The sequence below is a fragment of the Acidovorax sp. GW821-FHT11A03 genome (assembly GCF_058809075.1).
On the sequence record NZ_JBXASG010000002.1, the window covers coordinates 506,807 to 526,956 of the forward strand.

Sequence of the window (20,150 nt, forward strand, 5' to 3'; positions counted from 1 at the left end):
TGGAAAGGCTCCGTTCAGGAATGGTCAAGCGACACAGGAAGAAGCCGGGGCGCCCGGCCTGTCAGAACCGTTCGCCGGGAGAAAGGTAGCGCCACTGCCCGACCGGCAGGTTGCCCAGGGTGACGCGGCCGATGCGAATGCGCTTGAGCCCCACCACCTTGAGCCCCACCAGCTCGCACATGCGGCGGATCTGGCGCTTCTTGCCTTCGGTGAGCACGAAGCGCAGCTGCTCGGGGTTCTGCCAGTCGACCTGGGCGTGCTTGAGCGGCTGGCCGTCGAGCGCCAGGCCGTGGCACAGCCGCGCGAGCTGTTCGCGCGGGAAGGCCGACTGCACGTCGGTGGCGACATCGCCGTACTGCACGCGCACGAGGTACTCCTTGTCCACCGTGGAGTCCTCGCCGATGAGCTGGCGCGCCACGCGGCCGTCCTGGGTGAGAACGAGCAGGCCCACCGAATCGATGTCCAGCCGCCCGGCCGGCGCCAGGCCACGCAGCTGCGGCGGCGAGAACCGGTTGCGGCTGGGGTCGTCGCGCCAGTGCGTGCGGGGGTTGATCAACGCCACGGCGGGCGTGTGGCCGTCCTCGGCCTGCCCGCTCACATAGCCCATGGGCTTGTGCAGCAGGATGGTGACGCGCTGCTCCTGGAACCCCTGGGCGACCTTGTCGACCTCGATGCGGTCGGTGGGCAGCACCTGCACGCCCATCTCCGCGACCTCGCCATTGACCTTGACCCAGCCCTGGGCGATCCAGTCATCCGCCTCGCGCCGGGAGCACATGCCCAGCTCGGCCATGCGCTTGTTCAGGCGGGAGCTGACCAGGCCGTTGGGTGCCACGGTGCGTGCGGCAGGCGGGGGTGCCTGCCGCACCGGCGCGACAAAGCCACCCGACGCCGTGCGGTAGGTGGGCGGTGCGGGCGCGCGGGAGGGCCGGGGCGCCGGCGCGGGACGGGCGGGCGCTGCCTTGGCCGCCTTGGCTTCGATGACGGGACGGCGAAGCACGGGGCGCGGCGCGGGTGCGGACGGGCCGCCGGCATCCGGGGCGGGAGCCGCTGCGGGGCCGGCGGGCGGACGGGAACTGGAAGAGGACATTGCGCGTATTTTCGCCTGTGGGTCGCACGGGCCTTGCGGGCCCGGCGCGGAAAGGCCGGCCGGCGGTGCCTCTGCGGCATCCGCCTCCGGTGAAAAACCGGACAGCTTACCCCTGGCGCGCCTGCCAGGCCAGGAAATCATCGACGGGCAGGGGCCGTGCAATGTGGTAGCCCTGCGCCTCGTCGCACGCCAGTGAGCGCAGCCGCTCCAGGATGTCCGCGGTTTCCACGCCCTCGGCCACCACGCTGAGCCCCAGGTTGTGCGCCAGGTCGATGGTCGAGCGCACGATCATCGCGTCGTCCTCGCCCGCCGCCATGCCCATCACGAACGATTTGTCGATCTTGAGCTCGTCCACCGGCAGGCGCTTGAGGTAGGCCAGCGAGGAGTACCCCGTGCCGAAATCGTCGATGGAGAGCTTGAAGCCCTGCTGGGACAGGCGGTTGAGCATGGCCTCGGCGCGCTGGGGGTCGTCCATGATGGCGCTCTCGGTGATCTCCAGGCAGAAGGCGCTGGCGGACACGCCATGGCGCACCAGGATGTCGGCCAGCCGCGCGCTGAGCTCCGGGTCCAGCAGGTCGCGCGTGGACAGGTTGACCGAGACCCTGAGCGGCAGGCCCTGCGTGCGCGGGTCGGCCAGCAGGCGCGCGACCTCCTCGAACATCCACAGCGTGAGCTGGCGCACAAAGCCCGTCTGCTCGGCGAACGGGATGAACTGCATGGGCGGCACCAGGCCGCGCTGCGGATGCTGCCAGCGCACCAGGGCCTCGGCGGCCAGGCCGGGCTGGCCGCGCAGCGCCACCTTGGGCTGCAGGTACAGGCGCAGTTCGCGGTGTTCGACGGCGCGGCGCAGTTCGGTCAGCAGGGACAGGGTCTGCGTGCTGGCCGAATCGAACGACGCGTCGTACTGCAGCGCCCCGCTGAGCTTGCGCTTGGCGGCGTACATGGCGATCTCGGAACGGCTGAGCAGCGTGTCGGCATCGTCCGCGTCGCCTGGCCAGCAGGCAATGCCGATCCCGGCGCTCAGGTCCACCGTCTGGTCCTCGAAGGCCAGCGGCTCCTCGAACGAGCGCGTGATGCGCAGCGCGGTGTCGTGGGCGGCGGCCGCATCGGCGCCCTGCAGCAGCACGGCGAATTCGTTGCCGCCCAGGCGTGCCACCATGTGGCCGGGCAACGGCACCTGCTGGCGCAGGCGCTCGGCCACGGCCTGCAGCAGGCGGTCGCCGAAGGCATAGCCGAGCACGTCGTTCACATGCTTGAACCGGTCCAGGTCGAGCGTGAGCACGGCCAGCGGCTGCGGTGACCCTGCCGCCACGCCGCCCGCGCCCGCGATCGCCTGCACCACCGCTTCGCGAAAGCGCTCCCGGTTGGGCAGTCCGGTGAGCCGGTCCCAGTAGGCCAGGCGGCGGATTTCCGTTTGCTGCGCGCCGATGTCCACGCGCATATGGTCGAACGAGCGCGCGAGGTTGCCGATCTCGTCGCTGCGGGCGGTGTGCGCCAGCGGCACGTCGTACTCGCCGCGCGAGAGGCGCTGCGTGGCGGCCAGCAGCGAGCGCAGCGGCGTGGTCAGGCGCTGCGCCACCAGCCCCGTGCCCACCGCGAACAGCAGCACGCCGGCGACGGTGATGATGGCCAGCAGCACCTGCAGCTGGCGGTAGGGCGCGAGCACCTCGTCCACCGAGCGCAGCAGCAGCGCCTGCACCTCGCCGCCCACGCTGTGCAGGCGGATGGTGCGCGCCAGCAAGGTGCCTTCCGGCGTCTGCAGCTCACCCGAAGCAATGCCCTGGCGCTGCAGCAGCGCCAGCGGGCCGGGCGGCAGCGTGCTCACGGGCACCTGGACCGAGCCGTCCGCGCCCTGGACGACCAGCGCCACATGCACCGACAGCAATTGCCGCATCTCGTCGGCCAGCGGCTGGTGGATGGGAAAGCCCATCAGCACCCAGCCGATGACCACCGGCGCGCGCAGCGGCACCATCACGAACTGGTAGGGCACGCCGTCCATCACCGCGATCTGGCTGCCCTGGGCCTGCGCGGCCAGCGGCGGCACCAGTTCGCGCAGGGTGGCCGGAAACGCCTCCATGCTGCCCGACAGGCTGACCGCGCGCAGCGTGAGGTCGGTGCCCAGCAGCGCCGTCACGGCGGCGCCGATGCGGCTGCCGTGGTTCTCCAGCACGGACTGGATGGTTTCCTCGTCGCCCGAATTCACGGCGGAGCGAAAGCCGTAGTCGGCCGCGAGCAGGGCCGAGCCCTGGCGCAGCTTGTCGGCGTTCTGTTCGAGGAGCCGGCGCCAGACGTTCTCGTCCAGGTCCAGGGCCTGGGCGATCTGGGCGCGCGCATTGCGCTCGATGGTGGCGCGCACCACCGCAAAACCCGCCGCCTGCACGATGAGCAGCAGCAGCAGCGAGAGTCCCACCAGCCGCAGGATCAGGCTGCGCCGCAGCAGGCGCAGCTGCATCAAGGCTGCAACCCCGCCAAACGCACCGACGCGGCGGCGCCGCCGGCGGCGGGCACCGTCAGCGCCTGCTCCTGCGCGGGGGCGCCCACCGGCAGCCGCGTGTGCCAGGCGCGCAGCGTGTAGGTGCCGGGCGGCACATTGTCGAGCTGCGCCCTGCCCGTGGCGGCGGAGCTGCGCGCGTAGTGCGGGGTGTCCACCACCAGGATCCAGCCCACCATCTGGTCGTGGATGTTGCAGCCGAGCACCACCACGCCCGGCCGGTCGAACAGCACGGGATTGGAGGGCGTACCGGTGTAGAGCTTGAGCTCGAATTTCTTGGCGGGCGAGAACGAATAGACGTGGTGGCGCACCGAGTCATGGTTGGGAAAGCGCACCTCGGTGCCCACCGGCACCACGAGCACGCCGGGCACGAACCTTCGCTTCTCCTGCGCCATCTCCACACCGGCCAGCGGCCGGGCCTGCCGGGCCGCGTCGGCCGAGTCGAGGAACACCACGGCGTCGGCCAGCGGCTTGCCCGCGGTGTCCAGCACGTCCACCTGCACCGTGGCACCCCGCGCCGCCGTGGCCAGGCCCGCCATGCACGCACCGGCCAGCAGGAACGCGGCCACCGGGCGCCCGGTGCGGCGCGCGGGAAAGCAGGCATGCGTCATGGTTCGATGGCCATGCCCAGCAAGGGCGCGCCCTCGCCCACCCTGCCCAGCGCACGGGTGGCGCCAGTGTCCAGGTTCACCAGGTGCAGCCGCGTCTGGCCGTCGGCCGGCGTGCGCACGGCGATCAGCGCGGTGTTGCCGACATCCGAGATGTCGAACGACACATCGGTCAGGGGCCCCAGGCCCAGCGGCCCCACGGTGCGCAGCTGGCCGGTGTTGGGCGACACCACGGGCGTGGCGCCTTCCCGCGAGCCCTGCGTCACCAGCACGCCGAGCGCACGGTCGATGGCGTAGTTGGTGGTGAGCTTGCCGTCCTGCGCGTTGTAGGTATAGGCGGCGCCCGCGATATCGGGCGCGCGGCCGGCGTTCGTGTCGCTCCAGGCATAGCGCAGGGCCGGGTCGGGCTGCACGCCCTCGACGGCCGGGTCGCCGTCCACCACGGCGCCGGTGTCCGGGTGCAGCCGCAGGTTCTGGCCCGCGTTCGAGACGACGCGGATGCGGTCGGCCACGGGGTTGAAATCAAAGCCGAAGGCCGTCCCCCGCAGGGCCAGGACGGCCGGCGTTGGGCCCACGGGGCGCAGGGCGCCGGTGGGGATGTCGAGCGTGTACAGCCGCCCCGCCTGCGAGAGCGCATACAGCACGCCGCGCGCCACGCGAAAGTCCAGGCCCACCAGCCGCTCGCCCGGGGCCAGGCCCGTCACGGAGCGGCGCTCCAGGATGCGCTCCGGCTGGCCGGCATGGAAGGTGATGAGCTCGTGCGACGCCGTGACCGCGACGACCAGTTCGCGCTGGTCCGGCCCAGGCGCGGGTGCCGTGGCGCAGCTGGCGAGCGCGGCGACCACCAGCGCGGCGGCGGCGGCGCGGCACGCCAGGGGGAGGGAAAGCGGGTTCATCCTGAGGCCTCACATCTGTAACGGGTTTATACATGATGGGGTGCGCCACCGGGGGCCACCGGCCAACGAAGCACCCGCCAAATGCTACCAATCAAATAGCAAAAAGCCCAATGCAGTACACCGCTTTGCCGTATTTTCCCTCATTTTCCCACAGCCTCCACCCCGCCTCTTGCCCTGCGGGAGTGGTGCACGCCCTGGAAGGCCATTTGTAACAAACACCCATGCACAACGGGCATGGCGCCATCCGCAAGCCTCATGACACTTCTTGTCAATTCTGCCTACACTGCCCTGGGCCGGCGTGCGGGGCGCGGCCGCCGGCCCGGCTGATGCGGGCCCCGTTATTGCTTTGCCTTGTGCATCCCGATCCATTGCACCCAGAGACCTCAAGGAACACCATGCCGGCCGCTTCATCACTCAAATCCCTGTCGATCTCCAGCCGGCTCGGCCTGGGCTTCGGCTGCATGCTGGTGCTGGTGGTGGCCGTCGCTGCCGTGGGCCAGCTTTCCGTGGGCAAGGTGCATGAGCAGATGCGCCAGGTCACCGGTGCCGGCGCCAGCAAGTCCAAGCTCGTCAACGGCATGCTGGAGAGCGTGAGCGCCATCGGCATCCAGAGCCGCTCGGCGGCCATGCTCAACGACATCGACCCCAAGCAGGCACACGAACAGATCGCTGCCATTTCCGCGACGCTCAAGGAATACGGCCGCCAGGAAACCGCCCTGGGCGAACTCCTCACCCCCGCCGGCGCCACGCGCGCCGAGATCAAGCTGCTGGGCGAGGTGCAGGCGCTGGGCCGCAAGGCTCGCCCCGAGCTCGACAACGCGATCAAATCGGCCGACGACGGCGACACGGTGAGCGCGACCCTGGCGCTGATGACCCGCGTGGCGCCCGTGGAAACCGCGTGGCGCGCCAAGCTGCGCGAACTCATCGAGCTGCAGAACAGCCTCAACGCCGACGCCACGGCCTCGGCCGAGCAGACCCAGAGCAACGCCCGCATGGTGGGCGGCCTGCTGGTGCTGCTGGCCATCGGGCTCGGCGCGCTGATCGCGTGGCGCATCACCGCCAGCATCACCGCCCCCATCGGCCGCGCCGTGGTGGTGGCGGAACGCATCGCGCGCGGCGACCTCACCTCGCAGGTGGAAGTGCGCATCCAGGACGAAACCGGCCGCCTGCTGGAAGCCATCGCCGCCATGCAGGAGCGCCTGCGCACGCTGGTGGGCGAGATCGGCCAGACGGCCGACTCCATCCTCGTGGCCAGTTCGGAAGTCGCCTCGGGCAACCTGGACCTGAGCCAGCGCACCGAGCAGACCTCGCACAATCTGCAGGGCGCGGCCACCGCGCTGGTGGACCTGACCGGCACCGTGTCGCAAAGCGCCGACTCGGCCCGCCAGGCCAACCAGCTCGCGTCCACCGCGTCCGACGCGGCCACGCGCGGGGGCGAGGTGGTGTCGCAGGTCGTGCGCACCATGGACACCATCAGCGCCAGTTCGCGCAAGATCGCCGACATCATCAGCGTGATCGACGGCATCGCCTTCCAGACCAACATCCTGGCCCTCAACGCCGCAGTGGAAGCCGCCCGTGCCGGCGAACAGGGCCGGGGCTTCGCCGTCGTGGCGGGCGAAGTGCGCAGCCTGGCGGGCCGCTCGGCCAATGCCGCGCGCGAGATCAAGGCCCTGATCGGCGCCAGCGTCGATCAGGTGCAGGAGGGCAGCACCCTGGTGAACCACGCGGGCAAGACCATCGAGGAGCTGGTGCTGTCGGTGCGCCGCGTGTCCGACATCATGGGCGAGATCACCGCCGCCACGCAGGAACAGAGCCAGCGCATCGGCCACGTGAGCCATTCGGTGGGCGAACTCGAGGAAATGACGCAGCAGAACGCCGCCCTCGTGGAGGAAGGGGCCGCGGCGGCCGACAGCCTCAAGGACCAGGCGGGCCGCCTCACCCAGATGGTGGGCACCTTCCGCCTCACGCGCGATGGCGGCGGCGAGAACCACTGGAGCGGCGGCGCCGCCTCGCCCGCGCCGGTGCCCGTACCGGCGCCCCCGCAGCGCGCCAGCCTGCAGCCCCCTTCGCGCGGCCAGCAACCCTCGCTGCCGGGCTGAGGCCCGCCGCCGCTCAAACGCCCTGCTGCAGCGGGAAGATGCTCGAGCGCAGCGCCAGCAGATCCAGCACGCGCAGGCCGCCGTATTCCACCCGGATCGCGCCCTGCGCCTCCAGCGCCGCCAGCGCCTCGTTCACGCGCTGGCGCGACAGGCCCACCAGATAGGCCAGCTCCTGCTGCGTGATGCGCAGCACCTCCCCCACGCCGGGGTACAGCACCGGGTTGAACAGCGATGCCAGGCTGCGGGCCACGCGCACGTCGGGGTTGTTCAGGCGGTCGATCTCGCGCGCGGCGATGAACTGGCCCAGCCGCTCGTTGAGCTGGTTCATCACGAAGCGGTTGAAGCCGATGGAGTGGTCCAGCAGCCAGTGGAAGCTGTCGATCGGCAACCCGGCCACCACGCTCTTGCGCAGCGCCTGGATGTTGTAGCGGTAGGGTTCGCGCTTCAAGGCCGTGCCCTCGCCAAACCAGCCCCCGGGCGGCAGGCCGGCGTAGGTCATGGTCTGCCCCTGCGCGTTGTCGCTGCTCATCTTGAGCAGGCCCTCCACCACGCCAAACCAGTAGGTCACCGGCCGCCCCACCCGGCAGACGTAGTCGCCCGCGTTGGCGTCCCCCACCAGCAGCGACGCCACGGCCCGCTCGCGCTCGGCGGGCAGCAGCAGGCTCAGCCAGGGTATGCCGCCGAGCTCGTCCACCGTGGGCGGCCGGCGCCGCTGGTGGAGCGAAAGATCCTGGTTCATGCGTGAGTCCATGGCGGTGCGGGTCCGGGGGAGAGCGACAAAGGGGGCATGCGATGCGGGAATACCACGACCCGGATTGTCGTCAGAACGACAAAAAAATGTCAATTGTGACGGGATGATGTCGCCTCCCCAGCAGCCGATGCGCCCGCCTGGGCCACCCGAGGAGACACGCATGCCCGACAACCACCCGCCCGCAGGCCTGGCACGGCCAGCCATCCGCCCTTCGCCACGCCTTGCCCGGCGCCAGCTGCTGGCCGCGGCCATCAGCCTGCCCTGGCTGGGACTGGGCAGCGCCCGCGCGCAGGAAGGGGCCATCCGGATTGCACAGTCCACCGCCCTCACCGGCCCGCTGGGCGATCTCGGCTCGGCCATGCACCAGGGCGCCAAGGCGGCGTTTGCGGGCATCAATGCACGGGGCGGCATCCACGGCAAGACCATCGAGCTGGTCACCCAGGACGACACCTACGACGTGCCCAAGGCGCTGGCCAACATGACGCAGTTCCTGGCCGATCCGGGCACCTTCGCGCTGTTCAACTGCATGGGCACGCCCATGATCGACGCCATGCTGCCCAAGGTGGTCGAGAGCGGGATCCCGTTCTTCGCGCCGTTCACGGGCGCGCAGCTGAGCCGCACCAAGAGTGCCCGCAACGTGTTCAACATCCGCGCGAGCTACGCCGACGAGGCCGAAAAGCTGGTGCAGCACCTGTCCACCATCGGCATCCAGCGCATCGGCATCGTCTACCAGAACAACTCGTTCGGCAAAGAGGTGTTCACCGCCGCCAAGCAGTCGATGGACCGCCTCAAGCTGCCCGAGGCGCTGACCGTGACGGTGGAGAACAATGCCTCGGACGCGGGCACGGCGGCGGCCAAGCTGGCGGGCGGCAACCTCGAGGCCATCGTGATCGGCCTGGCGGGCAAGCCCACGCTGGAGTTCGTGAAGGCGTTCCGCGCCATCAAGCGCGGCGTGACGCTGTATGCGCTGTCGGTGATGGGCACGCCCGCCACCGTGAAGGCCCTGGGCGCGGACGCCACGGGCATGGCGATCTCGCAGGTCGTGCCGCTGCCCTCCAATGCGGTCATGCCGGTGGTGCGGGACTTTCAGGCGGCCTGGAAGGCGGCGGGCGCCACCGCAGAACCTTCGCACCTGGCGCTGGAGGGCTACATCAACGCCCGCGTGTTCGCCGAGGCACTGCAGCGCGCGGGGCGCAACCCCACGCGCGCCGCCTTCATCGATGCCACCTGGAACCTCAAGAAGTGGGACCTGGGCGGCTTCGAGATCCATGCCACCACCCCGGACCGCAACGCCTCGCGTTTTGTCGAGCTGACGCTGGTCGGGCGCGACGGGCGCTTCCTGCGCTGAGCCCGGGCCTCGGCGGCCTTCGGCCGTTCTGCCCTCCCCCGGCCACCGGACGGGCGCCGCCCGCCCCGTGGCGCGGGCGGAATCAGGGCACCTGAACCACCACCGCGGCGGACAGGGGGCCTTCGTTGCCGGACGCATCCAGCATGCTGACCTGGTAGCTGTGGCTGCCGCTGGGCGCGGTGGTGTCGGTGTAGGCCGGATCGGTGACCGTGGCGATCGCCACGCCGTCGCGGTACACCCGGTAGCTGGCGGCACTGCTTGCAATGAAGGACTTCTTGACCGCCTGCATCTGCGGGTTGGTGCCGGACTGCGGCAGATAGCCGTAGTTGATGGTCCACACCAGCGTGCCGCCCAGGCCCTGCTCGCGCACCCATTTGCCCTTCTCGGCGATGGAGCGCTCATCCTCGAAGCTCAGGTAGGTGACCGGCGTGGAGCCCCGGTACCAGGGCTGCGAGTACGTGATGTACCCCTGCTTGGCCACGTCGTCCCAGCGATACGCGGCGCCGGGCTGCCCGAAGGCGTTTTCCTCCACCAGGCGCTGGTAGTTGTTCATCCAGTCGCCGTTGTCCACCCAGCCCTGCATGCCCGTGAGGTCCTGGCGCGGCCCCGTCACCGGACGGGGGTAGTACACGCCGTAGAGCCCGATGCCAATGCCCAGCTTGGTGCGCGGTACGCCCGCGCTCAGGTAGGCCTGCACCGTGGAGGCGATGGACGTGGGGTGCAGGTCGCCCTCGCCGAACAGGGGGGAGTGGTGCCACGACTTCCAGCCCCAGTCGCCCGCCATGCTGTAGGTCATCAGGTTGTACTGGTCCACCAGCTCGGCCACCTGGGCGTGCCAGGGCGTGATGTCCGGCTGGTTCTTGTTCACCCAGAAGCCGGGCCAGCTCAGTTCCAGCGGCGCGTTCGGCGCCTGGTAGCGGGCACGCAGCGCCGAGGCGGCGCGCAGCTCGCGCAGCAGCGCCAGGGCCTGGGCGCGGCCGGCCTCGGTGTCCAGCTTTTCTTCCCAGTCGATGTCCACGCCGTCGTAGTCTTTCTGCACCGCCTTGTCGAGGATGTTCTTGATGAAGCGTGCGCGCACCGTGGGGTTCGCCGTGGCGGCGATGAACCCCGCGCCATCGCTGTCCCCGCCCACCATCATCACCGCCTTGACGCCCGCCGCATGGGCCTTGGCGATCAGCGCATCCTCCACATGGGCCAGGTGGCCCGTTCCGGCGCCCTCCAGCAGATCGCCCGCCTGTCCGCCGGGCAGCGAGCCCAGCGCGGGCGCATAGCGGCCGAACACGAAATGGGTCATGGTGGTCATGTCCACGGCGTCCGGCGGGAACAGGTTCCAGAACCAGCCCGCGTAGTAGCCATTGACCCACTTGCCGCTCTTGGTCACGGGGTTCCAGCCAACACGCACGCCCTGCTGGGTGGCCGTGGCGGTGACGCCGCCCACCGGGGGCAGCGGGTTGCCTGCGTCCACCGTCACGTTGACGAGCGCGCTGGTGGCCTGGCCCGCGCTGTTGACGCACTCCAGCGTGTAGGCGGCGCTGGCGGCAGGACTGACCTGCTCGCTGCCCTGCACCGGGCGCGCACCGCTCCAGCCACCCGAGGCGGTGCAGCCGGAGGCGTTCTGAGACTGCCAGTCCAGGCGCGCGCTTTCTCCCGGCCGGATGCGGCTGGGCGTCGCGGCGAAGCTGGCGATGGTGGGGGGCACCGGCGGCGGCCTGTTGCGCACGAGGATCACCGTGGAGGCCCCGGTGGCATCTCCCTGCGCGTTGCTGCAGCTCAGGCTGTAGGTGGTCGTCACCACCGGGCTGGCGGGGGCGGTGCCGCTGACGGGGCGGTCGCCGCTCCAGCCGCCGGATGCCGTGCACGTGGCGGCGTTCTCGGTGCTCCACGCCAGGGTGCTCGTGGCGCCAGCGTCAATGGTGCCCGGGTCCGCCCCGAACGACAGGATGCGTGGCGGCGCGGGCGGCGGCGGCTCGGCCCCGCCTTCGATGACGAGCTGGGCCAGGCCTTCTCCGCCGGCCTCGAAATACTCCATGCGCACCGTATGGTTGCCGGCCGCCAGGGGCAGTTCGGCCACGTCCATCGTGATGCCGTGCGGGGTCCAGTTGTCGATCACCCGCTGGCCGTTGACGAACACGCGCACGCCATCGTCGGTAAACGTCACGAACCGGGCGGTGCCGGCCGCAAAGGGCACCGAGGCCGTCCAGCGCGCGGAGAAACCATCCACCGGCAGCCGGGGGTCGGGGCTGTCGGTCATCCAGTAGCGGTCGATCGGCCCCTCTTCGCAGCGGGTCAGCGCCGGTGCGCCGGACAGTCCGGTATTGGGAAAGTACTCCGCCAGCCACTGGCCCGGCGCGCAACTGGCCTGCGCTATCGCGCTGCCGCCGGCCAGCATCCAGGAGGCGGCCAATAGCCGCAGCAGGGTCCCTGCATGGCGGGACCGGATGCGCCAGGAACGCGCTGCGCGCTCCCTCGCCGCTGGTAGATGGGGCATGGTGAAATTTCTCCTGGAAGACAAGGCAAAGGGCAAAAGAAAACAAAAACGCCGCGCGGCAGAACGGTGTGATTCCCGAATCAAATGTGGCTTTGACGCTTGTCCCATATTGATTCTTTGCTATTGGATTCATACCGGCAGCAGGCACGGCGCTTTGGCGGCGGCAGGCAGGAACGCAGGCCTTGCAGGCAGCGCTCCGCCACCGGACCCATTGTCCGAAGGGGTGGGCGGCAAATCCATCCGACTGATGTCCTACGACCTTGTGCGCCGGGTCGTAAGACCCGCTCCACCCACCCACCCCGAACACGGCGCGCGGCAGAAAGGCGTGGCCGCCCCGTGCACCGGCGCGGCCCCCCCGGTGGCGCACCGCGGTCCACCGGCCCGCACGGAACCCAGGCGTTCGCCGCCCTGCGGCGGCGGCCAGCCCCGCAAAAGCGCGCTCAGCGCGGCCCGCGCCAGGAGAGCAAAAGAGTCCACGGCCGCGCCACGGGCGGCCCTGGTGGAGCGGCAGGCGTCATGCAGACGCACCGGCCGGCATCCCAGGGGGTGCCGGCGCCCCGGGGACGCCCTATTGCGCGGCCACCGCGTACCGGTAGCCGCGGAAGGTCCAGACCGTGCGCCCCGGCTCGATCTTCTCCAGCACCAGGCCCGGCGCGGCCTGGTCGCCCTCGTGCAGCACCTGCCCGTTGACGATGGCCATGCGGTACACCGGGTTGCTGGAATGCGTGGCCCCCGTGACCTTGAGCGCGGGCAACTGCGCGCGCAGGGTGTCCGGCAGGTCGGTCTGGGCGAACACCGGGCTCGCGGGCGGCGGCGCGGCGCCGGGGTCCTGCGTGGAGCGCGGGGCAGACCCGTTGGCTGGGAGCGGCGCGCCAAGCGACTCACGCGGGCGCGCCGGATCGGCCACCGGCGCCCGTGCGGCGGGTGGTGCCACCACCACCGCGGCCACAGGCCGCTCGCGCTCACGCGCGGTGCCGCCGCGCTTGTCCGCCGCGCGCTTGCTGTCCGCCGGGCGCGGCTCGGGTGCGGGTGCGGGCGCCGGCGGGGCCGTCCGGGCGAGCGCGGGCTCTGGCGGCGGCGCCGGCGCGGGCACGGAAGAAGCCAAGGGGGGCGGCGGCGCCACTGGAGCTGCCGTTGTGACAGGTGCTGTGGGTGTGGCGGGCGCGGCAGGGGCAGGCGCCACCACGGCGGGCGCGGCCGGGGCCATCGCCGTCGCCACCGGGGCCTGCGGCCGCAGGGCCCACCAGGTACCTCCGGCCGCCAGCACGGCCACGCCCACCACCACCGCCGCCACGGCCCAGAGCGGGGCCGGCGCCGCCCGGTGGACGGCGGGCAATTCCCCGGCCGCGGGCGCGGCCTGGGAGTGCAGGCCCGGCACGGCCCCCCGGCCACGTTCGGCGTCGGCACGCCGCAGCGCATCAAGGATGTAGGACATGGTCAGTCTCCGTTGCGCAGGCGCGGCTCGTTCACGCCCGTGGCGCGGTTGAGCAGCATGAGTGTCAGGGGGCCGGCACGGCCATCGGGCGTCACGCCCTGGGCCAGCTGGAAGCGGTGGATGCGCGACTGGCGCAGCGCGGGCGTCACCGGCCGGCTGCCGGAGCCCGTGCCGCCGGCCGCCTTGCTGGCCAGTTGCTGGTCCAGCCAGGCCGCGCCGGCCGGGGTGTCGCTGATCTCGCCGCGATCGGGCATGCCGGCCGGGGTGCGCCACAGCGTGGCGATGTCGCCGCGCCACGCCTGCGCCAGTTCGGCCACCGGCACCCGCAGCGTGCGGCCGCCGCCTTCCAGCGCGGCGGTCTCGCCGTCCAGGCCGCGCAGTAGCACGGAGACCGGGGCCTCGGCTTCATCCGACGGATACAGCGCGAGCAGCACGGGCCGGTCGATCTGCCGCACCAGGTTCAGGCCCGCGCGGCGGTTGCGGTAGCAGCGCAGCCCCTCGCGCGGCAAGGTGGCGCAAGCGTCCGCCCCCGCGGGCAGCTTCACGCCCCAGGCCGAGGCCAGCGCCTGCCAGGCCGGCGCATCGCTGGCGGGCTGCGCCAGCACGAATTGCTCCAGCGCGGAAGGTTGCGCCCCCGGCGGGATGGCGGCCGCGGCCGCCCCCTGCGCGGCGGACTCGGTGGACGCCGCCGCCAGCACCGCGGGCGCCACCAGGGGCGCGGCTATGGGCGGCGGGGGCGTGGCGGCGGGACGGGAGGCCGCGCGCGATGGAGCGGCGGCTCCGGCGCCCGTGGCCGCCTGCGGCCCCGGCTGCGGCGCGGGCCACAGGCCCAGCGCCCAGCCCGCCGCCGCCACGGCCACGGCACCCGCCACGGCGCCCAGGCCCGTGGACGCCCAGCGCGGCAGCGGTGGCCGCGCGCTGCGCGCCGCGGCGGCCGATGCCGGTGCGTCGAACACTTCGCGCGCGGCGCGGTTGACGATGGCCCTGGTGACCTGGCGCGCCCCCGCCGCGTAGGCGCCGAGCAGCGCCCGGTCGCACAGCAGGTTGATGCGCCGGGGCACGCCGTGGGAGAGCGCATGCACGCGCTGGATGGCGCGCCGCTCGAATGGGATCGGCCCGTTGAGCCCGGCCACGGCGAGGCGGTGCGCGATGTACTGCTGCGTCTCCTGCGGGGTCAGGGCGTCCAGGTGAAAGCGCGCGATCACGCGCTGGGCCAGCTGCTCCATCGAAGGCCGCGCCACCATGGCGCGCAGCTCGGGCTGGCCGATGAGAATGATCTGCAGCAGCTTGCGCTCGCTGGTCTCCAGGTTGGTGAGCAGGCGCAACTGCTCCAGCACGTCGGCCGCGAGGTTCTGTGCCTCGTCGATGATGAGCACGTTGTTGCGCCCCGAGGCGTGCGCGGCCAGCAGCGACGCGTTGAGCGGGTCGATGCAGTCCTTGACCGTCTCCACCCCCGGCACGGCCGGCTTGTGCGGCACGCCGAACTCGTCGCAGATGGAACGCAGCAGCTCGCCCACGGTGAGCTTGGGATTGAAGATGTAGGCCACGTTGCAGTTCGCCGGAATCTGCTCCAGGAAACAGCGGCACACCGTGGTCTTGCCCGTGCCCACCTCGCCGGTGAGCAGCACGAAGCCGCCGCCCGCGTCCAGCCCATACAGGAGGTGCGCCAGCGCCTCGCGGTGCCGCTCGCTCATGAACAGGTAGCGCGGGTCCGGTGCTATGGAAAACGGGGGATGCTGAAGACCGAAAAACGGGGCGTACATGCCGTGAGGATACCGCCCCGCCATGAAACGACCCCCGGCCGTACCCGGGCACAGCGCGGGGCCTGCCCGGACAGGGAGGCAGGGTTTCACCCACCGAGTAGTTTCCCGTAAATTGTCGTCGGCAAGACAAGATGGCGTCAAAGTGGGTCCTAGCATTGGACCCAACGCGCTGCCACAAGGCACCCAGCCGCGCCCCGGCAGCCCCCGGGCCGACACCTCTTACTTTTAGGAACCGGAATGAAGACCACGTTCCCGCAATTGCTGCTCAAGCATGCCGCCGAGCGCCCCGACGCGCCGGCGCTGCGCGAAAAAGAATACGGCATCTGGCAGACCCACAGCTGGGCCGACCTGGTGCGCCTGGTGGAACAGGTGGCGGCCGGCCTGCACCTGGCGGGCCTGCAGCGCCACGAGCACATGGTGGTGATCGGCGCCAACCGCCCCCGCCTGTATGCCACCATGCTCGCGGCGCAATCGCTGGGCGCCATTCCGGTGCCCCTGTACCAGGACGCCGTGGGCGCCGAATGCATCTTCCCCCTGAACAACGCCGAGGTGCGCTTTTGCCTGGTGGAAGACCAGGAACAGGTCGACAAGCTGCTCGAGATCCGCGCGCAGTGCCCGCAGATCTCGAACATCTTCTTTGACGATCCGCGCGGCCTGCGCAACTACGAGGAAGAAGGCCTCGCGTCGCTGGACTCGCTGATCGAGGCGGGCAAGGCGCATGCCGCCAGGAACCCCCAGTGGTTCCGCGCCGAGGTGGCCAAGGCCCAGCCCGACGATGTGGCGGCGATGTTCTTCACCTCGGGCACCACGGGCAACCCCAAGGGCGTGGTGCACACCCACAGCACGCTGCTGGACCGCGCATCCGCGGGCGCCGAGTTCGACAAGCTCACCAGCAGCGAAGAGGTGCTGGCCTACCTGCCCCCGGCCTGGATCGGCCAGAACATCTTCAGCTATGCGCAGTGGCTGGCCTGCGGCTACGTGGTGAACTGCCCCGAGTCGGCCAGCACCGTGACCATCGACCTGAAGGAAGTGGGCCCCACCTACTACTTCGCGCCACCACGCATCTTCGAAGGCCTGCTCACCAGCGTGATGATCCGCATGGAAGACGCGGGCACCCTCAAGCGCAAGATGTTCCAGGCCTGCATGGCCGTGGCCCAGCGCGTGGGCCCCGCGCTCATGGACGGCCTGCCGGTGGGCACGCTCGACCGCATCAAGTACGCCCTGGGCAACCTGCTGGTGTACGGCCCGCTGCGCAACAACCTGGGTTTCAGCCGCGTGCGCGTGGCCTACACGGCGGGCGAGGCCATCGGGCCCGACCTGTTCACCTTCTACCGCTCCATCGGCATCAACTTGAAGCAGCTGTACGGCTCCACCGAGACCGCCGTGTTCGTGTGCCTGCAGCCCGACAACCAGGCGCGCGCCGACACCGTGGGCGTGCCCATCCGGGGCGTGGAGATCAAGGTCGCCGACAACGGCGAGATCCTGGTCAAGTCCGCCGGCCTGCTCAAGGAGTACTACAAGAACCCCAAGGCCACGGCCGAGGTGCTCACGGCCGACGGCTGGTACCACACGAGCGACGCGGGCTTCCTCGACGCGCAGGGCCACTTGAAGATCATCGACCGCGTCAAGGACGTGGGCCGCATCAAGGGCGGCGCCAACGACGGCGCCATGTTCGCGCCCAAGTACGTGGAGAACAAGCTCAAGTTCTTCCCGCACATCAAGGAAGTCGTCGCCCTGGGCGACGGCCGCGAGAAGGTGTGCGTGATGGTCAACATCGACTTCGACGCCGTGGGCAACTGGGCCGAGCGCCGCAACCTGCCCTACGCGGGCTACACCGACCTGGCGCAAAAGCCCGACGTGTACGAGCTGATCCGCGAGTGCATCGAGAAGGTCAACGCCGACCTCGCCACCGATTCCATGCTGGCGGGCAGCCAGGTCAGCCGCTTCCTGGTGCTGCACAAGGAACTCGATGCCGACGACGGCGAGCTCACGCGCACCAACAAGGTCCGCCGCGGCTTCATCGCCGAGAAATACGGCGTGCTCGTGGACGCTCTCTACGCGGGCCGCACCGAGCAATACATCGAGACCCAGGTCAAGTTCGAGGACGGCCGCACCGGCAGCGTGAGCGCCACCCTGAAGCTGTCGGACACCAAGACCTTCGCGCCGGTGAAAAAGGCCGCATGACCCCGCACCCCACCCATTGAGTCCAGGCATTCAATCCATGACCAAAAAGAAGATCGGTGACGTCATCCTCGACGTCAAGAACATCAGCCTGCGGTTTGGCGGTGTGAAGGCGCTGACGGACATCTCGTTCAACGTCAAGGAGCACGAGATCCGCGCCATCATCGGCCCCAACGGCGCGGGCAAGAGCTCCATGCTCAACTGCATCAACGGCGTGTACACGCCGCAGGACGGCTCCATCACCTTCCGCGGCAAGACCTTCTCGCACATGAACTCGCGCCAGGTGGCCGAGATGGGCGTGGCGCGCACGTTCCAGAACCTGGCGCTGTTCAAGGGCATGAGCGTGATCGACAACATCATGACCGGGCGCAACCTCAAGATCAAAAGCAACCTGCTGATGCAGGCGCTGCGCATCGGCCCCGCCGAGCGCGAGGAGATCCGCCACCGCGAATACGTCGAGCACATCATCGACTTCCTGGAAATCCAGGCCTTCCGCAAGACCCCCGTGGGCCAGCTGCCCTACGGCCTGCAAAAGCGCGTGGACCTGGGCCGGGCCCTGGCCATGGAGCCCCAGGTGCTGCTGCTCGACGAGCCCATGGCCGGCATGAACGTGGAAGAGAAGCAGGACATGTGCCGCTTCATCCTCGACGTGAACGACGAGTTCGGCACCACCATCGTGCTCATCGAGCACGACATGGGCGTGGTGATGGACATCAGCGACCGGGTGGTGGTGCTCGACTACGGCAAGAAGATCGGCGACGGCAGCCCCGACGAAGTGCGCAACAACGAAGACGTGATCAGTGCCTATCTGGGCACGAGCCACTAAGGGCGGGAGAAAAAAACAATGGCATTCTTTCTCGAAACACTGATCGGCGGCCTCATGGCCGGCATGCTGTATTCGCTGGTGGCGCTGGGCTTCGTGCTGATCTACAAGGCATCGGGCGTCTTCAACTTCGCGCAGGGCGCGATGGTGCTGTTCGCCGCGCTGGCCATGGCCCGCTTTGCCGAGTGGATTCCCAAGTGGACGGGCATCAGCAGCCCCATCGTGGCCAACCTCGCGGCCTTCGTGATTGCGGGCGCCATCATGTTCGTGGTGGCCTGGCTGATCGAGAAGCTGGTGCTGCGCCACCTGGTGAACCAGGAAGGCGCCACGCTGCTCATGGCCACGCTGGGCATCACCTACTTCATGGAAGGCCTGGGCCAGACGCTGTTTGGCAGCGACATCTACAAGATCGACGTGGGCATGCCCAAGGACCCGATCTTCATGCTGGACAGCCTCTTCCAGGGCGGCATCCTGGTGAACAAGGAAGACGTGATCGCCGCCGCCATCGCCGCCGCACTGGTGGCGCTGCTGTCGGTGTTCTTCCAGAAGACGTCCACCGGCCGCGCCCTGCGCGCCGTGGCGGACGACCACCAGGCCGCGCAATCCATCGGCATTCCGCTCAACCGCATCTGGGTGATCGTATGGTGCGTGGCCGGCGTCGTGGCCCTGGTGGCCGGGATGATCTGGGGCAGCAAGCTCGGGGTGCAGTTCTCGCTGACCACGGTGGCGCTGCGCGCGCTGCCGGTGGTGATCCTGGGGGGCCTCACGTCCGTGCCCGGCGCCATCATCGGCGGGCTGATCATCGGCGTGGGCGAGAAGCTGTCCGAGGTGTACCTGGGCCCGTTCGTGGGCGGGGGCATCGAGATCTGGTTCGCGTATGTGCTGGCGCTGGTGTTCCTTCTGTTCAGACCGCAAGGTTTGTTCGGGGAGAAGATCATCGACCGCGTGTAACCCATAACAACAAGAACAGGAAACTTCCATGCTCTACCGCGAAAACGGCCAGTTCAAGACCAGCTACCGCGCCGACCAGCAGATCTTCCCCATCGCGCAGGACCGCATCGCCATCGCGCTGCTGCTGGCCGTCGCCTTCCTGGTCGTGCCCATGCTGGCCAGCGACTACATCTTCCGCGCCATCCTGATTCCCTTCGTCATCATGGCGCTGGCGGCCCTGGGGGTGAACATCCTCGTGGGCTACTGCGGCCAGATCTCGCTGGGCTCGGGCGCGTTCATGGCGGTGGGGGCCTATGGCGCCTACAACTTCTTCGTGCGCTTTCCAGGCATGCCGCTGATTCCGGCGCTGATCCTGGGCGGCCTGTGCGCCACGTTCTTCGGCATCCTGTTCGGGCTGCCCAGCCTGCGCGTCAAGGGCCTGTACCTGGCGGTGGCCACCCTGGCCGCGCAGTTCTTCTCCGACTGGATGTTCCTGCGCATCAAGTGGTTCACCAACAACTCGGACTCGGGCTCGGTCTCGGTGAACAACCTGCAGGTCTTCGGCCTGCCCATCGAGAGCGCCACCAGCAAGTACCTGTTCTGCCTGGCCCTGCTGGTCGTCGTTGCCCTGCTGGCCAAGAACCTGGTGCGCGGCGCCATCGGCCGCGAATGGATGGCCATCCGCGACATGGACGTGGCGGCGGCCGTGATCGGCATCCGTCCCATGTACGCCAAGCTCAGCGCCTTCGCCGTGAGCTCCTTCATCGTGGGCATGGCCGGCGCGCTGTGGGCCTTCGTGCACCTGGGCGCGTGGGAGCCCGCGGCCTTCTCGGTGGAAATCTCGTTCCGCCTCCTGTTCATGGTGATCATCGGCGGCCTGGGCTCCATCTCCGGGGGGTTCTTTGGCGCCGCCTTCATCGTGGTGCTGCCCATCGTGCTCAACCAGTTCCTGCCAGCCTTCATGGGCCTGTTCGGCATCGAGGTGTCCACCGCCGGTGTCTCGCACGCCGAGCTGATGATCTTCGGCGCGCTGATCGTGTGGTTCCTGATCGTGGAGCCGCATGGCCTGGCCAAGCTGTGGTCCACCGCCAAGCAGAAGCTGCGCCTGTGGCCCTTCCCGCATTGATTGATATGCACCCCCCGAGTCGCTTCGCGCCTTCCCCCTCTCCTTCGGGAGGGGGACGCCACCGGTGGCCTGGCAAAGCCAGTTCCACGGTGGCGCTGGCCTCGTGCATGCCAGTGCAAAGCTC

At 69.8% G+C, this 20,150-nt stretch carries 14 protein-coding genes; 6 read left to right on the forward strand and 8 right to left on the reverse strand.

Annotated elements, in window-relative coordinates:
• Window positions 1-61: 61 nt before the first annotated feature.
• From AC1RVY_RS06090 to AC1RVY_RS06105, 4 genes are all read right to left on the reverse strand, one after another.
• Window positions 62-1,087: a pseudouridine synthase gene (locus AC1RVY_RS06090; protein WP_492805778.1), complete on the reverse strand. Its 1,026-nt coding sequence runs from the start codon at window positions 1,085-1,087 to the stop codon at window positions 62-64.
• 106 nt (window positions 1,088-1,193) lie between these two features.
• The gene (locus tag AC1RVY_RS06095) at window positions 1,194-3,539 is read right to left on the reverse strand and encodes a putative bifunctional diguanylate cyclase/phosphodiesterase (RefSeq protein ID WP_492805780.1); all 2,346 of its coding nucleotides are present in this window, start codon (window positions 3,537-3,539) and stop codon (window positions 1,194-1,196) included.
• Window positions 3,539-4,117, reverse strand: coding sequence for a methylamine utilization protein (locus tag AC1RVY_RS06100; RefSeq protein WP_218294373.1), 579 nt, complete (start codon window positions 4,115-4,117; stop codon window positions 3,539-3,541). The genes AC1RVY_RS06095 and AC1RVY_RS06100 overlap by 1 nt, the downstream gene beginning before the upstream one ends.
• Window positions 4,118-4,185: 68 nt before the next feature.
• Window positions 4,186-5,082, reverse strand: coding sequence for a DUF4394 domain-containing protein (locus tag AC1RVY_RS06105; protein ID WP_492246300.1), 897 nt, complete (start codon window positions 5,080-5,082; stop codon window positions 4,186-4,188).
• Window positions 5,083-5,477: 395 nt separating this feature from the next.
• On the opposite strand from AC1RVY_RS06105, the gene AC1RVY_RS06110 reads away from it, so the two are divergent.
• Entirely contained in the window at window positions 5,478-7,181 is a 1,704-nt protein-coding gene (locus AC1RVY_RS06110) for a methyl-accepting chemotaxis protein (RefSeq protein ID WP_492254526.1), read from the forward strand.
• A 13-nt stretch (window positions 7,182-7,194) separates the two neighbouring features.
• Here the strand turns inward: AC1RVY_RS06110 and AC1RVY_RS06115 are convergent, their stop codons facing one another.
• A complete protein-coding gene (locus AC1RVY_RS06115) occupies window positions 7,195-7,920 on the reverse strand; it encodes a Crp/Fnr family transcriptional regulator (protein ID WP_255591280.1) in 726 nt (241 codons plus the stop codon).
• A 172-nt stretch (window positions 7,921-8,092) separates the two neighbouring features.
• Here AC1RVY_RS06115 and AC1RVY_RS06120 point away from each other — a divergent pair, with 172 nt between their 5' ends.
• Window positions 8,093-9,280, forward strand: coding sequence for an ABC transporter substrate-binding protein (locus AC1RVY_RS06120; RefSeq protein WP_492805782.1), 1,188 nt, complete (start codon window positions 8,093-8,095; stop codon window positions 9,278-9,280).
• 82 nt (window positions 9,281-9,362) lie between these two features.
• Here AC1RVY_RS06120 and AC1RVY_RS06125 read toward each other — a convergent pair whose 3' ends face one another.
• The 3 genes from AC1RVY_RS06125 to AC1RVY_RS06135 all read right to left on the reverse strand — a co-directional run bounded on the left by AC1RVY_RS06125 (window position 9,363) and on the right by AC1RVY_RS06135 (window position 14,966).
• Entirely contained in the window at window positions 9,363-11,768 is a 2,406-nt protein-coding gene (locus AC1RVY_RS06125) for a glycosyl hydrolase family 18 protein (protein ID WP_492805784.1), read from the reverse strand.
• A 568-nt stretch (window positions 11,769-12,336) separates the two neighbouring features.
• Window positions 12,337-13,203 carry a general secretion pathway protein GspB gene (locus tag AC1RVY_RS06130; protein WP_492246295.1) on the reverse strand — a complete coding sequence of 289 codons (867 nt, stop codon included), beginning with the start codon at window positions 13,201-13,203 and terminating at the stop codon, window positions 12,337-12,339.
• 2 nt (window positions 13,204-13,205) lie between these two features.
• On the reverse strand, window positions 13,206-14,966 hold the full coding sequence (locus AC1RVY_RS06135; RefSeq protein WP_492246294.1) for an ExeA family protein: 1,761 nt from the start codon (window positions 14,964-14,966) through the stop codon (window positions 13,206-13,208).
• Window positions 14,967-15,203: 237 nt separating this feature from the next.
• On the opposite strand from AC1RVY_RS06135, the gene AC1RVY_RS06140 reads away from it, so the two are divergent.
• The 4 genes from AC1RVY_RS06140 to AC1RVY_RS06155 are packed head-to-tail and all read left to right on the forward strand — an operon-like array spanning window position 15,204 to window position 20,026.
• On the forward strand, window positions 15,204-17,150 hold the full coding sequence (locus tag AC1RVY_RS06140; RefSeq protein ID WP_369641278.1) for an AMP-dependent synthetase/ligase: 1,947 nt from the start codon (window positions 15,204-15,206) through the stop codon (window positions 17,148-17,150).
• Window positions 17,151-17,187: 37 nt separating this feature from the next.
• Window positions 17,188-17,973, forward strand: a complete 786-nt coding sequence (locus AC1RVY_RS06145; protein WP_055400027.1) for an ABC transporter ATP-binding protein — start codon at window positions 17,188-17,190, stop codon at window positions 17,971-17,973.
• Between the two features lie 18 nt (window positions 17,974-17,991).
• Window positions 17,992-18,921, forward strand: coding sequence for a branched-chain amino acid ABC transporter permease (locus tag AC1RVY_RS06150; protein WP_218297233.1), 930 nt, complete (start codon window positions 17,992-17,994; stop codon window positions 18,919-18,921).
• A gap of 28 nt (window positions 18,922-18,949) precedes the next feature.
• A complete protein-coding gene (locus tag AC1RVY_RS06155) occupies window positions 18,950-20,026 on the forward strand; it encodes a branched-chain amino acid ABC transporter permease (protein ID WP_218297234.1) in 1,077 nt (358 codons plus the stop codon).
• Window positions 20,027-20,150: the final 124 nt, after the last annotated feature.